Annotated in this window: 14 protein-coding genes; 7 read left to right on the forward strand and 7 right to left on the reverse strand. The window is 54.4% G+C overall.

The window, feature by feature from the left end; all coding sequences use genetic code 11:
- Window positions 1–10: 10 nt before the first annotated feature.
- Window positions 11–1,027, reverse strand: coding sequence for an amino acid ABC transporter substrate-binding protein (locus QWY30_RS04620; protein WP_290238597.1), 1,017 nt, complete (start codon window positions 1,025–1,027; stop codon window positions 11–13).
- Window positions 1,028–1,226: 199 nt separating this feature from the next.
- On the opposite strand from QWY30_RS04620, the gene QWY30_RS04625 reads away from it, so the two are divergent.
- Genes QWY30_RS04625 through mutY form a run of 3 tightly spaced genes read left to right on the forward strand, consistent with a single transcriptional unit; the run spans window position 1,227 to window position 3,967 of the window.
- Complete coding sequence (locus QWY30_RS04625; RefSeq protein ID WP_290238600.1) at window positions 1,227–1,967, forward strand: cell division ATP-binding protein FtsE; 741 nt, start codon at window positions 1,227–1,229, stop codon at window positions 1,965–1,967.
- Complete coding sequence (locus QWY30_RS04630; protein WP_290238602.1) at window positions 1,964–2,872, forward strand: cell division protein FtsX; 909 nt, start codon at window positions 1,964–1,966, stop codon at window positions 2,870–2,872. Before QWY30_RS04625 ends, QWY30_RS04630 begins: the two co-directional genes overlap by 4 nt.
- A gap of 18 nt (window positions 2,873–2,890) precedes the next feature.
- A complete protein-coding gene (mutY, locus tag QWY30_RS04635; protein ID WP_290238603.1) occupies window positions 2,891–3,967 on the forward strand; it encodes an A/G-specific adenine glycosylase in 1,077 nt (358 codons plus the stop codon).
- A gap of 31 nt (window positions 3,968–3,998) precedes the next feature.
- On the opposite strand, the gene rodA is transcribed toward mutY, so the two are convergent.
- The 5 genes from rodA to QWY30_RS04660 are packed head-to-tail and all read right to left on the reverse strand — an operon-like array spanning window position 3,999 to window position 9,558.
- Window positions 3,999–5,138: a rod shape-determining protein RodA gene (rodA, locus tag QWY30_RS04640; protein WP_290238604.1), complete on the reverse strand. Its 1,140-nt coding sequence runs from the start codon at window positions 5,136–5,138 to the stop codon at window positions 3,999–4,001.
- The gene (gene mrdA / locus QWY30_RS04645; protein ID WP_290238605.1) at window positions 5,135–7,003 is read right to left on the reverse strand and encodes a penicillin-binding protein 2; all 1,869 of its coding nucleotides are present in this window, start codon (window positions 7,001–7,003) and stop codon (window positions 5,135–5,137) included. Before mrdA ends, rodA begins: the two co-directional genes overlap by 4 nt.
- Before the next feature lie 12 nt (window positions 7,004–7,015).
- Complete coding sequence (mreD, locus tag QWY30_RS04650) at window positions 7,016–7,540, reverse strand: rod shape-determining protein MreD (RefSeq protein ID WP_435433367.1); 525 nt, start codon at window positions 7,538–7,540, stop codon at window positions 7,016–7,018.
- A 10-nt stretch (window positions 7,541–7,550) separates the two neighbouring features.
- Window positions 7,551–8,468 (reverse strand): rod shape-determining protein MreC, encoded by a 918-nt coding sequence (mreC, locus tag QWY30_RS04655; RefSeq protein ID WP_290238608.1) that lies wholly within the window; start codon window positions 8,466–8,468, stop codon window positions 7,551–7,553.
- Between the two features lie 46 nt (window positions 8,469–8,514).
- Window positions 8,515–9,558, reverse strand: coding sequence for a rod shape-determining protein (locus QWY30_RS04660; protein WP_028816863.1), 1,044 nt, complete (start codon window positions 9,556–9,558; stop codon window positions 8,515–8,517).
- 149 nt (window positions 9,559–9,707) lie between these two features.
- On the opposite strand from QWY30_RS04660, the gene gatC reads away from it, so the two are divergent.
- From gatC to gatB, 3 genes are read left to right on the forward strand one after another with little or no spacing between them, the layout of a single operon-like run.
- Complete coding sequence (gene gatC, locus QWY30_RS04665; protein ID WP_290238611.1) at window positions 9,708–10,016, forward strand: Asp-tRNA(Asn)/Glu-tRNA(Gln) amidotransferase subunit GatC; 309 nt, start codon at window positions 9,708–9,710, stop codon at window positions 10,014–10,016.
- A gap of 1 nt (window position 10,017) precedes the next feature.
- Window positions 10,018–11,550 (forward strand): Asp-tRNA(Asn)/Glu-tRNA(Gln) amidotransferase subunit GatA, encoded by a 1,533-nt coding sequence (gene gatA, locus QWY30_RS04670; RefSeq protein ID WP_290238613.1) that lies wholly within the window; start codon window positions 10,018–10,020, stop codon window positions 11,548–11,550.
- Window positions 11,550–13,007 (forward strand): Asp-tRNA(Asn)/Glu-tRNA(Gln) amidotransferase subunit GatB, encoded by a 1,458-nt coding sequence (gene gatB, locus QWY30_RS04675; protein WP_290238615.1) that lies wholly within the window; start codon window positions 11,550–11,552, stop codon window positions 13,005–13,007. Before gatA ends, gatB begins: the two co-directional genes overlap by 1 nt.
- 31 nt (window positions 13,008–13,038) lie before the next feature.
- Here gatB and pyrE read toward each other — a convergent pair whose 3' ends face one another.
- On the reverse strand, window positions 13,039–13,710 hold the full coding sequence (gene pyrE, locus QWY30_RS04680) for an orotate phosphoribosyltransferase (protein ID WP_290238617.1): 672 nt from the start codon (window positions 13,708–13,710) through the stop codon (window positions 13,039–13,041).
- 67 nt (window positions 13,711–13,777) lie between these two features.
- On the opposite strand from pyrE, the gene QWY30_RS04685 reads away from it, so the two are divergent.
- Window positions 13,778–14,572 (forward strand): exodeoxyribonuclease III, encoded by a 795-nt coding sequence (locus QWY30_RS04685; RefSeq protein ID WP_290238619.1) that lies wholly within the window; start codon window positions 13,778–13,780, stop codon window positions 14,570–14,572.
- Window positions 14,573–14,575: the final 3 nt, after the last annotated feature.

The following is a 14,575-nucleotide window of genomic DNA, read 5'->3' on the forward strand; positions in this document are numbered from 1 at the left end:
TCAAGTGAGATTAGCGAATGGGCCAGGCGTACATCAGGCCGCCTTTGGTCCACTGGGCATTGAGACCACGCTCAAGCTTGAGTGGAGTGTTGGGACCGATGTTGCGATCAAAGCTCTCGCCGTAGTTACCGACTTGCTTGATGATGTCGTAGGCCCACTTTTCTGACACACCCAGGTTTTTACCCATGCCAGGTGTCACGCCCAAAATACGCTGAACGTTTGGATTCGTGCTCTTGAGCATTTCATCGACGTTCTTAGAGGTGATGCCGTACTCTTCAGCTTCAAGCATTGCGTAGAGTGCCCAACGGACAACGTTCAGCCACTGTTCGTCACCTTGACGAACCTGTGGGCCGAGTGGCTCCTTGGACAAGTTTTCAGGCAGGATGATGTTGTTGTCTGGATTTTTCAGTGTCGTACGTGACGAAGCCAGTCCCGACTTGTCAGTCGTATATGCATCGCAGCGACCGGAATCATAGGCGCGAACAACTTCATCAACCTTTTCGATCACGACGGGCTTGAAGGTCAGATTGTTAGCGCGGAACCAGTCAGCCAGGTTGAGTTCAGTGGTTGTGCCGGGCTGAACGCAGATCGTGGCGCCGTTCAATTCTTTGGCGCTCTTGATGTTCAAGTCCTTGCGAACCATCAAACCCTGGCTGTCGTAAAAGTTGACGCCAGCACCCAACAAACCGAGCGAGGTATCGCGCGTCATTGTCTGGGTCGTGTTACGTGTCAGCACGTCGATTTCACCGGACTGCAATGCGGTAAAGCGTTGCTGAGCGGTCAAAGGTGTGAATTTGACTTTCGAGGCATCGCCAAACATGACGGCGGCGATGGCGCGGCACATATCGATGTCCAGACCTGACCAGACACCCTTGCTGTCAGGCGCCGAAAAACCAGCCAAACCTGTGTTCGTGCCGCACTGGACGAAGCCTTTCTTTTTGACGTTATCGAACGTTGGACCTGCCTGCGCGACGGTGTTGGCCGCGAGCATCGCTGCGCCGACTACTGCTAGTTTCAAGAATTTCATTACTCGATCTCCGAAATACTAAAGGGTACGGCAGCCATTCGGGCAAGCCGCAGGTCTAGTTGTGCAAGGCACCAATGGTAGCCTTACCCACACCCGGACTGTATGGGGGAAATCCCTCGCCGTCAATAATTCCTCTGTCATATGCTTATTAAATTGTGAGTGAGCAGGGTTATTATTAGGGAATAACCTATGTGACAACATGATCGAATTCCAGCACGTATTCAAATCTTATGGCCAAGGACGCAATATCTTGGCCGATATTACTTTTCGCGTCGCCGCTGGTGAGTTTGTTTACGTGGCGGGACCTTCCGGCGCAGGCAAATCCACGCTGCTCAAACTGATTGGCGGTTTAGAAGCCCCCAGCCGCGGTTCGATTCAGGTCAATGGACAGCGGCTCGAACAGCTCTCTGCCCGCGCAAGACCTTACCTGAGACGATCGGTGGGCGTCATATTGCAAGATACGCACCTTCTTTACGACCGAAGCGCGATCGAAAATGTCCTTTTACCCCTCACCGTGACAGGCCTGCCAAATGACGTTGCCCGGGCGCGCGCCCGAGCCGCGCTCGACAAAGTCGGACTGAACAACAAAGAAAACACCCCTCCGATCGAACTGTCCGGTGGCGAGCAACAACGCCTGGCCATCGCCCGCGCCATCGTGAACCGCCCTGCCATCCTGATCGCAGACGAGCCCACCGCAAGCCTGGACAAAGACACTGCCCGACGCATCATGTCCGTATTCAAGGACTTTAATCGCGTAGGCGTCACCACACTGATCGCCTCGCATGATGACGACCTGATGGCCGAATACGCCACGCGAGCATTCAAAATCGAGCCCGGCAAGTTTGCAGACTCCGCAAACAGACGACCTGCCCATACTGAGCCGGTGCAACATGCGGAATCAGGTCATATCGAACCACACATTGGCGGAGCCTCGAGATGAAAAGTCTGCTCCGACAACATCGCTACGCCTTAACCGTGACGGTCAGAAGGCTTCTTTCACAACCGATTTCCTCACTGACCAATCTACTGGTGATCGCTCTGGCATTGGCACTCCCTCTGCTGGGTGCCTCTTTGCTGACGTCGATTGAGCCAGTTGCCAAGCAAGTCTCGGTGACTCCCGAGCTCACTATTTTTCTCAAAACAGATGCCGCGGCCGGGACTGCCGACAAACTCGCCCGCCAGGTTCGTGAAGAATATGCAGAGCAAACCGTCAAGGTCCGCGTCATCCCCAAACAGCGGGCATTAGAAGAGCTTCGTGCGAATCCAGCATGGGAGCAGGCACTCAAAGTACTTCCGGTGAATCCGCTTCCTGACGCGATCGTCGTAGAGCTTGCCCCGGGAGATGACCTGGCCAAGCGCGCTGACCAGCTCGCCAACACATTGAGAAAATGGCCAGGCGTTGATCTGGTTCAACTCGACAGCGCCTGGGTACAACGTCTCGAAGCACTTCTTCGTTTTGGCAAGGTGGGACTCATTTTGTTGGCACTCAGCGTGATGTTAGTTGTGCTGGCAACGGTGTTTAATACTGTCCGGATGCAGGCCTTGTCCCAACGCGAAGAAATTGGAGTGGCACGGCTGGTTGGAGCAACCGAATCATTTGTCCGAAGACCATTCCTTTATCTGGGCGCACTCACCTGCAGCTTGGCTGCGCTCATCAGCCTGGGCATCGCCCGCTTGACGCTGACACCCTTGAACGATGCGCTCGCCTCGCTCGCCCGTACCTATGACGCGGAGTTCGCTCTGAGTCTGCCATCCACGCCTGTTCTTGTTGCCTGCGTGCTGCTTGTAGCCGCTCTGGGCGCGCTCTCGGCCAGATGGTCTGTACAACGCAACACTCGCTTTTAACTCTTCACGGTCGGTGCGATGAAACTTGCCAATAAAATAATCGCCTGGCAACGCACCCATGGCCGACACGACCTGCCTTGGCAGAACACACGAGATCCCTACCGAGTCTGGCTCTCGGAGATCATGCTGCAACAAACACAAGTCAGCGCAGTGATCGAATACTATCAGCGGTTTTTGAGTCACTTTCCCGATGTCGCCCGCCTCGCGCAAGCAACTCATGAAGCCGTCATGGCTCAGTGGGCGGGCTTGGGATACTATGCGCGCGCACGCAATTTGCACGCCTGCGCGCAGCGCATCATGACCGATTGGAATGGGCACTTTCCTACCGATGCCGCAGGACTTGCCACTTTGCCAGGCATAGGACCTTCAACGGCGGCCGCGATCGCTGCCTTTTGCTACGGTGAACGTGCGGCGATACTGGACGGCAACGTCAAGCGTGTTTTTGCAAGATACTTTGCCGTCGAGGGTGATCCCACCCAGCGGGCCACTGAAGTACGACTTTGGCAACTTGCCCGTGATGAACTCCCCACGTCAAAAACATGCGAAAAAGATCCGGAGGCAATGGCGCGCTATACCCAGGGTCAAATGGATCTCGGCGCCACACTCTGCACCCGCAGTCGTCCGAGATGTATTGAATGCCCGCTTTCCAAAGGATGTATGGCATTCAACACGGGTCGCACAGAAGAACTTCCGTGGCCACGTCAGCGAAAAGTTCTGCCAGAACGCTCCACTGGAATGCTAGTGGCGTTTCGGGACGACCACCTCTTGCTGGAGCAGCGACCCAATACCGGCATCTGGGGTGGCTTGTGGAGTCTGCCAGAATTCGAAGTCACCCAAACACCCACTCAAGTCTGCGAAAAATTAGGCCTCAAAGTTCGACAAATACAGACACTCGCACCCTTTCTGCATGTGTTTACACATTATCGGCTGACGATTGCCCCGCTCCTGGCTCACGTGTCGACTGACAGCATTTTGATCAACGCTCAAACAGAAGTCGATCGGTGCTGGATTCGTTATGAAGAAATCGAAAAACTAGGCTTGCCGGCACCCGTTCGAAAACTGATTATGAGCCTTCGCACAGATCAGCTTTTGTGAAATCTCGAGTAAGTCGCGCAAATCCACAGCATCAAGACTCGTTTCCAGGGATGTAGTGACTGATACTCATCAGGATCCCGCAAGCAATACCGATCGTCAGCAATGCCGTTCCACCATAACTCAGCAGCGGCAGTGGCACCCCGACAACAGGCAAGATACCCGTTACCATGCCAATGTTGACGAACACATATACGAATAACACCATGGTCAGTGCGCCAGCCAATAATCGACTCGCGTGAGTCGGTGCGCGAATAGCGATGGCAAGACCTCTGAAGACTAACAACAAGTACAAAATCAATAGCGTGACGCCGCCATAGAGGCCAAACTCCTCGGCGAACACCGCAAAAATAAAATCGGTTGTACGCTCCGGAATAAAGTCCAGATGCGTCTGCGTACCACTCATATATCCCTTTCCGTACACGCCCCCTGATCCTACCGCGATCGTTGACTGAATCGTATGGAAACCCTTGCCCAATGGATCATTGTTCGGATCAAGCAAGGTACACACACGATGTTTCTGATAATCGTGCAGGACGACCCAGTCAGTCCCCTCCTTGCAAAGGTCTTCCTGATAGGCAATGATGCCGCCGATACCGACGATTGCGGCAATCAAGATTGGAATGAGCAGTTTGAAGGACAGGCCGGCGAAGTAAATCACACAGAAACCGGCTCCAAATACCAATAGTGCCGTACCCAGGTCTGGCTGTTTGACGATCAACATAAACGGAACGACAAGCAGTGCGCCCGCAACAAAAAAATCGTAAAACTTCAACGTACTTTCACGCTTGTGAAAGTACCAAGCCAGCATTAGAGGGACTGCGATCTTGAGCATTTCAGAGGGCTGGATCCGAATGAAACCCAGATTTAACCAACGGGTCGCACCCTTGCTCGTGGAGCCGAAAAACTCGACGCCCAACAACAGCACCACACCCAATACATAAAAAGGGACGGCTAATTTCAAAATATAGGGAAAGGGCACCATAGCCACTACCCACATCACGCCCAAGCCGATCAACAAGTTGCGCAAGTGATCTGCATAACGCCAGTCTGTTCCGCCCACAGCAGAGTGCATCACCAACAAGCCAGTCGCCCCCAAAAGCAACAAGACGATCATCAGGGGCCAGTCAAAAGCAGTCACACTGCGCAGAAAAATTTTGAAGAGCAGTTTCATTTCGCCGCTGCGCCTCCCTTAGGATTGCGCAGTAACCACTCATCGAAAACTTTGCGTGCAATCGGTGCGGCAACGCTGCCACCCCAGCCTGCATTTTCGACCAAGACCGCAATCGCGATCTTGGGATCCTTCACGGGCGCGAAAGCCATGAACAACGCATGATCACGCAAGCGTTCATCAATCGCATTACTTTGATACTTACCACCCTTCAAACTGTAAACTTGCGCGGTTCCTGTTTTACCAGCAGTCTGATAAGGCGCCCCCACAAAGGCTTGACGGGCGGTACCCGTAACAGTCACATCAGCCAGGGCGCGCTTGACGGCCTGAATATTTTCAGACTTGAGTGGAATGCGGTGTGAAGCCTCGGCCACGTTCAGCCGTTCCTCACCAGAGGTTGGATTTTTAATCGCACGCACCAAGTGAGGGCGCATGTATGTCCCGTCGTTCGCCAACACCGCAGTCGCCTGGGCAAGTTGCATCAAGGTGAAGGCGTTATAACCTTGTCCCACGGCCACAGAAATTGTCTCGCCTGCATACCAGCGTTGTTGCTCTCGCTTTTTATACGCGTTACGTTTCCACTCCGTCGAAGGCAGCACACCCTTTCGTTCACCCTCAATATCGATGCCAGTGATCTGGCCAAACCCAAAAGGTTTCATGAAATCATGCAGCGCATTGACACCAATTTCAGGCGCAAGCGAATAAAAATAAGTATCCGAGGAAACCACCAACGCCTGGTGCATATCAATCGAACCAAAATATGCCGAACCCGCATTTCGGAAACGTTGCCCGCCAAACTCAAAATAGCCAGGATCATTGATCCGATCCGTGGCACGCCGTTTGTTCAGTTCAAGCGCCGCCAGCGCGACGAAAGGTTTGTATGTGGAGCCTATCGGATAGGTCCCGTAGACAGGACGGTTGATCAGCGGATGGTCAGGTGATTCGTTCAGACGACGCCAACTTTCCACATCGATCCCGTCAATAAACAAATTGGGATCGTAGGAGGGTTGTGAAACAAACGCTAAAACATCACCCGTCGCAGGCTCGATCGCGACTAAAGCACCTCGATAATCTTTGAAGGCCTCTTCAGCGATACGCTGCAGCTCGAGGTCCAGCGACAACACGAGATTGGAACCAGGTATGGGATCCAACTTACGCAAGCGTCGAACAGGTTTTCCGCGAGCCGTGACCTCAACTTCCTCGAATCCAGTCTTACCGTGTAAAACTGACTCATACGTTTTTTCGATGCCTTTTTTGCCGATGATGTCCGTGCCGCGGTAGTTACCAAGTTCGCCCTGATCTTCAAGCATGGCGACATCAGACTCTGCAATCCGACCGACATACCCGACAACATGACCTGCGACTTTACCTTGAGGATATTCACGCACCCAACGTGCGCGGAGCTCGACACCGGGAAAGCGCAGAGAATGCGCGGAAAACCAGGCGGCTTCGGTCTCGTTGAGGTTGTTGCGCAAAACGATGCTGGCATAACGCCCGGATTCATTGACTCTGCGCTTGAAACGACGTTGATCCGCGCTGCTGACATACACAATGGGGGTCAATCGGCTCAGCATATCGTCAATATTGCCTGCGCGCCCGGGAACAACCTCGAGTGTGAAGCTTAGGTAATTACGCGCCAATACTTCACCGTTGCGATCCACAATATCGCCACGGCGAGGTGGAATCGGCAACACGGCGATACGATTGTTTTCTGCGCGAGCAGCCAGGCTTTCATGCCGCTCCACTTGCAACACCCAGAAACGCCAGCCCAGCAAACCGAAGCACGCAATTGCAAAAACGCCCGCAACGATCGCGCGCAACATGAAGCGTCGCTTTTGATGCTGGTCTGTTTGCTTGAAATCAAACATGTTCAGTCGGACTCAAGCTGAACCGCCTTCGGCATCATCCAGACGATGCTGAGGCAGAAGGAGCAACCAACTTACCAATGGCCAGAGCGCCGCCGTCAAAAGCGCACTCAATAGCCAGGACCAACCTGGCCATGCACTGACCAAAAAAGCACCAATCAACACCATGACCAGTTTTGCGCCAACAAAAACCGGTAACAAGTGGATGCCCTGCTGAACCAGATTGAAGCGCAAGACGCGACGCTGCATGGCCTGTGCACCATAAACCGTCAAGGTGAACATGAGTGCTTGCAAACCGAGCGGCCCGACATCATGAACATCGAGCGTCAGACCGAAAAAGAACGCGACCACCATCCCCACGTGGCGGGAATCCCGGAGTGACCAGAATGTAATCACTAGCAGCAACAAATCCGGTGCCGCATGCCAGACTCTCCAGGGCAACAGGGAAAGCACCCACACCAGAAGCATCGTCGCCCAAACATAGCCAGCACCCATCGTGGCCTCGACGGACTCGGGGCCGACGGCGTGAGCCATTGGCATGGGTGGTTTTTTACTTGGTCTTGTCTGTCGCACCTGCAAGCTCCGTCGATGATGTGGCAGCCGCTGTAGGCAAAGACGTCAAGCCATCGCCAACCGGTACTTGTAAGACCAGGAAATGCCGATAACGTTCCGGATGAGAAGCAGGTTTTGCCTCTGCGCGCGCAAAACCCGAGGCGGGGTTACGTTCGACATGGTCAATCTGGCCGACTGCGAGCCCTGCAGGAAACACACCGCCGACTCCGCTCGTCACCAGTTGATCCCCTTCGCGTATGTCTGCGTCAGAGGAAAAGTAGCGAACCTCCACCTTGCCGGGTGAGCTCGAGCCAAAAGCAATCAGCCTCAGACCGTTACGTAACACTTGCACTGGGATGGAAACAATCTCGTCTGTCAGCATCGCCGCCTCAGAGGTCATCGGCGTCACACGCGTGATCTGCCCGACGACTCCGCTTTCGTCGATGACCGGCATGCCCTGAGCGATACCGGCTCGGCTTCCTTTGTTGAAAACAATCCGTCTGGTAAAGGCATTGACAGGCTCGTACAGAACCTCAACGACCACGGTGGGTCGGTCGACTGCCGTTTCAAGCACCCCCAATAATCGGCGGAGCTGGGTATTTTCAGCGGAGAGCAGTGCAGCGTTTGCGGATACCTGAGCCAGTGCGATCCTCTGGCGCTGAAGAGCTTCGTTTTCGGACTTAATCAGTGCTGCGGCGTTGATCCACTCGTTGAACATCGTCAACATGTCACGGGGAAACAAAACCGCACGCTGAAAAGGATAAAGCGTTGTCGCGATTGCCTGGCGGACAGGATTTGTTTTGCTCCATGTCGCATCCGTGAAAAGCAGGACAATAGAGAACAAAACCAAAAAGGTCAGGATGACTTCGGCGGCAGGGCCGCGCCGAAAAAGACGAAGGGTGACGTGTCGTTGCATCTGAGCTCAGTACCAAGCCACCCGAACCTCAAAAAGGCCAGGCGGATTAGTCGTTAATGAAGATTGCGCCTAACTTTTCAAGATGCTCAAGCGCATCGCCACAACCACGCACGACGCACGTTAAAGGATCCTCGGCAACGATCACTGGCAAACCGGTCTCCTCTTGCAGCAAGCGATCGAGATCTCGCAACAATGCGCCACCGCCTGTCAAGGCAATGCCCTTGTCGGTGATATCGGCGCCTAGCTCTGGAGGTGTATTTTCCAGGGCGATCTTGACAGCAGAAACGATCTGATTGAGCGGATCCGTCAATGACTCCAAGATTTCGTTGGAAGAGACCGTAAAACTGCGGGGCACACCCTCGGCCAGATTACGACCTTTCACTTCGATCTCACGCACTTCCGAACCCGGGAATGCCGAACCGATTTCTTTTTTGATCAGCTCCGCAGTAGGTTCGCCAATCAGCATGCCGTAATTGCGACGGATGTAGTTGACGATCGCCTCGTCAAACTTGTCACCGCCCACGCGCACTGAACCCTTGTAAACCATACCGCCCAGGGAAATGACGGCCACCTCGGTGGTGCCGCCGCCGATATCGACCACCATCGAGCCGCTCGCGTCGGAGACGTTCAAACCCGCGCCAATCGCAGCGGCCATCGGCTCCTCGATCAGATAGACACGGCTCGCACCCGCGCCCAGCGCCGATTCGCGGATCGCGCGACGCTCAACCTGGGTCGAACCGCAGGGAACGCACACGATGATTCGCGGGCTTGGGGCCAGCATGTTTCGGGGGTGGACCATGCGAATGAACTGTTTGAGCATTTGCTCGGTCACGGTAAAGTCGGCGATCACACCATCTTTCATCGGGCGAATCGCCTCGATGTTGCCTGGTACACGACCCAGCATTTGCTTGGCTTCGCGACCAACCGCCTGAATAATTTTTTTACCTCCGGGACCACCGTCGTGGCGAATCGCGACAACGGAAGGCTCGTCAAGAACGATTCCTTTGCCTCGGACGTAAATAAGTGTGTTGGCGGTACCGAGATCGATCGCCATGTCACTAGAGAAATAACTGCGCAGGAATCCGAACATGAGAACCCAGCCAAAGGGAAAATTGACGCACGCAAGATGCTGCGAATAGCCCTCTATCATAACTTATAATTCAATAACAACGGCAAGATTTGCTCTCGTCAAGCCCGGGAAGTCACGGGCAGACTCCCTCATTGGATTAAACAAGTCTTATGGCTCTCACAGACCAAGAAGTTGCCCGAATTGCACGCCTGGCAAGGCTCCATCTGACCCCGGAACAGCAGGATCAGGCTCAGACTGACCTCAATAAAATCCTTGGCATCATCGAAACGCTCCAGTCCGTCGACACCACTGGTATAGAGCCTTTGGCACACCCCCTGGCCTCTGTGACCGATATCCATCTTCGCCTGCGGGAGGACGTTGTCACAGAAGTCTCGTCGACCGAAAGGCGCGAGGCACTGATGGCAAACGCCCCCGGCGCCTCCAAAGGCTTGTTCCTGGTTCCAAAGGTCATTGAATAAGATGTCTAACGCACTTAAGCTCCACCCCACCATCACATCCCTGAGTCAAGCACTGGCCAAGCGAGAGCTCAGTGCGACCGAACTTGCCCAGGATTGCCTAAGACAAATTGAGGCAAAAGCGGAGCTGAACGCATTTGTCCATGTTGACGCGGACTTGACGCTGGCGCAAGCCCGCGAGGCGGATGCGATGCTGGCAGCAGGTCGCGGCAACATTCTGACTGGACTTCCTATCGCACACAAGGATGTCTTTGTGACGCAGGGCTGGCGCAGCACTGCTGGCAGTAACATGCTCAAGCATTACACCAGCCCGTTTGACGCAACCGTCGTCCATCAGCTTCGCGCCGCGGGTTGCGTCACCCTTGGCAAACTCAACTGCGACGAGTTCGCGATGGGTTCGGGAAATAAACATTCGGCCTTTGGACCCACGCACAACCCTTGGGACACGACCGCGGTTCCGGGCGGCTCTTCAGGTGCGTCGGCAGCCGCCGTGGCAGCCAAGCTTGTCATCGCGGCAACTGGCACTGATACAGGCGGCTCTGTCCGGCAGCCTGCCGCCTTGTGCGGAGTGAGCGGCATCAAACCCACGTATGGCGCAGTATCGCGCTATGGAATGATCGCCTACGGCTCCAGTCTCGATCAAGCGGGACCGATCGCCGCAAGCGCCCTGGACCTCGTGGATTTGCTCGATGTCATGAGCGGCTTCGACAATAAAGACTCCACCAGTGCGGAACATTGCAAAGGCGTCCCCAACGCACCTGGGCGCATTCGTGCCGAATTCAACAGCGCCACCGCGAACTTCAGCAGCGATATTGCTCAGCCTCTAAAGGGCTTGCGCATCGGCGTACCCAAAGAATTTTTTGGTGAGGGACTTTCCAGCGACGTCGCCCTTGCGATCGAAGCCGCCTTGAAGCAATTCGAAAAGCTTGGCGCGCAACGTGTGGATATTTCTTTGCCGCGAACCAACTTGTCCATCCCGGCTTACTACGTCATTGCGCCGGCCGAAGCATCGAGCAACCTGTCCCGCTACGATGGCGTACGCTACGGGCACCGCAGCGACTCCTATTCGGATCTGGCCGACATGACCGCACGCTCACGCGCCGAGGGATTCGGTGCGGAGGTCAAACGTCGCATCCTGATCGGGACGTATGTTCTCTCGCATGGTTACTACGACGCGTATTACCTGCAAGCCCAGCGTTTACGCCGCATGATCGTCGATGATTTTCAAGCAGCACTCACCCAGCACTGCGATGTCATCATGGGACCTGTGACACCAACTGTCGCACAACCCATCCATCAAAATCAAAACGATCCAACCGCAGACTGGCTTGCTGACATTTACACGCTTGGACTTAATCTGGCGGGCTTGCCCGGCATGTCCGTCCCTTGCGGTTTTGGTAAAGGTGCCTCTGGCAAACCATTACCCATCGGGTTACAGATCATCGGCAACTATTTTGAAGAAGGGCGACTGCTCGCGGTTGCCCACCAATATCAGCAAGTCACGGACTGGCATCAACGCGTTGCGGGGCAAGCATAATGGCATGGGAAATCGTGATCGGACTGGAAACACACACCCAGCTCTCGACTCAAACCAAAATCTTTTCTGGCAGCTCCACGCGCTATGGCGCTCTGCCCAACACGCAAGCCAACGAAGTGGACTTGGCACTCCCCGGCTCACTTCCCGTGATGAACAAAGCCGCCGTGGATCGCGCCATCCGCTTCGGTCTGGCGGTGGGTGCCACCATCGCTCCACGGTCGATCTTCGCCCGCAAAAATTACTTTTATCCTGATTCACCCAAAAACTATCAAATCAGTCAATTTGAAATCCCGGTTGTTCAAGGCGGATCAATCAGTTTTTTCATCGGTGACCAAGAGAAAACAGTCAATCTGACTCGCGCGCATCTCGAAGAAGACGCTGGCAAATCCATGCACGACGACTTTGTCGGTCCGCATGGTGAGGCCTCCTCCGGGATCGATCTCAACCGCGCGGGCACTCCCCTTCTGGAAATTGTCTCCGAACCTGAAATGCGATCGGCCGCCGAAGCAGTTGCCTACGCAAAAGCGCTTCACAGCCTCGTCATGTGGCTTGGCATTTGCGATGGCAACATGCAAGAAGGTTCATTCCGGGTCGACGCAAACGTTTCCGTTCGTCCTGTCGGACAAAAAGAATTCGGCACCCGTTGCGAAATCAAAAACGTCAACTCCTTCAGGTTTCTCGAGCGGGCGATTCAATACGAAGTCAGACGTCAGATCGAATTGATCGAAGACGGTGGCCGCGTGGTTCAGGAAACTCGCCTATACGATTCCGAACGCGATGAAACACGCAGCATGCGCAGCAAAGAAGACGCGCACGACTACCGTTACTTTCCAGACCCCGATCTGCCACCACTCGTGATTGCCCATGACTGGATTGAATCCGTGCGTCAAACCATGCCTGAGTTGCCGGCGGCGTTACGCTCAAGGTTTGTTTCAGATTTCGGTTTGGCGCCCGTAGATGCCGCTCAACTGTCCAGCAGCCGCGAGCTCGCAGGTTATTTTGAAAGCGTGAATGCCGCACTACCTGCAGGTCAAGCCAAACTTGCCGCGAACTGGATCATGGGTGAAGTCTCCGCCACACTCAATCGTGAAGAAAAAGACATCACTCAATGCCCCGTATCGGCAGCTGCGCTCGGGGCACTTTTGACACGTATTATTGATGGCACCGTTTCCAACAAAATTGCCCGGGACGTTTTCGCCGCCATGTGGGCGGGCGAGCATGACGGCAATCCCGATGCCATTATTCAAGCGAAGGGGCTGACTCAAATCAGTGACACTGGAGCCATCGCAGCGATGGTGGATGCCGTGATCGCGGACAACCCTGCCATCGTGGCGGAATATCGTGCCGGCAAACAAAAAGCATTCAATTCGCTCGTCGGCCAGATTATGAAAGCGGCAAAGGGTAAAGCCAACCCTCAGCAGGTCAATGATCTACTGAAGGCCAAGCTGGAAGGTTAAGTCAGGCGCCGTGGCGACATATGCCCTCACGTTAGATACCGTAACGCGCTCGATATGCGAGCACTGACTCACGGTATTGAGCAAACTCGGCATTGTGCTCAAGCAGCGCGAGAATATCCGTCAGAGACGCAATGCTGACCACGGGCAATCCATAACGCTGCTGGACTTCCTGAACCGCTGAATGAGGGGATAGCGCGCCATCAGGCCCTGCGCGCTCCATCCGGTCCATTGCAATCAACACTGCACAGGGTTCTGCACCCGCGGCGCGAATGATTTCGACCGACTCTTTCACCGAGGTACCGGCCGTGATCACATCATCGATGATGACAACCTTGCCCTTGAGAGGCGCGCCGACCAGGACCCCGCCCTCACCGTGATCCTTGGCCTCTTTGCGGTTGTAGGCGAAAGGCACGTCGCGGCCTGTTAATTCAGCATGGGAAGCGAGGGCGACCGAAGTCGCCGTCGCGAGCGGGATCCCCTTGTAAGCAGGCCCGAACAACATATCGAACGGCAACTTGGAATCTATCAGTGCCTGCGCATAAAATTGCGCAAGCTTGCCGACTGACGCACCCGTGTTAAAAAGACCCGCATTGAAGAAATATGGGCTTGTTCGACCGGACTTTGTCACAAAACTACCAAAACGCAGTACACCCTCTTTCAAGGCAAACTGTACAAACTCACGACGATCAGTACCCTGCGCCATATTATTTCTCTCCGTTTCAACTTAATCCGTCATACCCGCCATTATCTCACCGACCAGGAGTCTCGCCTTGCTGCGCATCACCTCACTGAATCTGAACGGCATACGCTCGGCCTACAACAAGGGCCTGCTCGAATGGCTGAAATCACATCAGGCAGATATCCTATGTCTGCAGGAGCTCAAGGCACACCTGACCGATATCCAGCATGATTATCAACATCCTCTAGACTATACCGGGCATTTCTGCGCAGCCGAAAAAAAAGGCTATAGCGGCGTTGGTATCTACTTGAGACAACAACCCGAGCGAGTGCTCACAGGCATCGGCTGCCCTGAATTTGATCAGGAAGGACGCGTGATCCGCGCGGACTGGCCGAATCTGACCGTGGTCAGCGCCTATCTCCCCTCTGGCTCAAGTGGTCCGGAGCGTCAAGAAGCAAAATTCCGTTTTCTAGATAAGTTTGGTCCCTGGCTGCAGGACCTGATGGATGATCACAAAAAGACCAAACGCGAATATGTGATCTGTGCGGACTGGAATATCGCACACAAAGAAATCGATTTGAAAAACTGGAAATCCAATCAGAAAAACTCAGGCTTTACACCTGAGGAACGGGCATGGATGACTCACACAATTGACGAGATTGGTTTCATCGATGTGTTCAGAACACTCGATCCTCGTCCCGAACAATACACTTGGTGGAGTAACCGTGGTCAAGCCTGGGCCAAGAACGTGGGCTGGCGTCTGGACTATCAGCTCGCAACGCCCGGGATCGCGGCCAAAGCGAAAGCAACCAGTATTTACAAAGAAGAGCGTTTTTCTGATCACGCGCCCTTCACAATTGATTACGACTTCAAACTCGGGGCGTGAGCT

It is taken from the genome of Zwartia panacis, assembly GCF_030410395.1.
In the GTDB taxonomy this organism is placed as follows: domain Bacteria; phylum Pseudomonadota; class Gammaproteobacteria; order Burkholderiales; family Burkholderiaceae_B; genus Zwartia; species Zwartia panacis.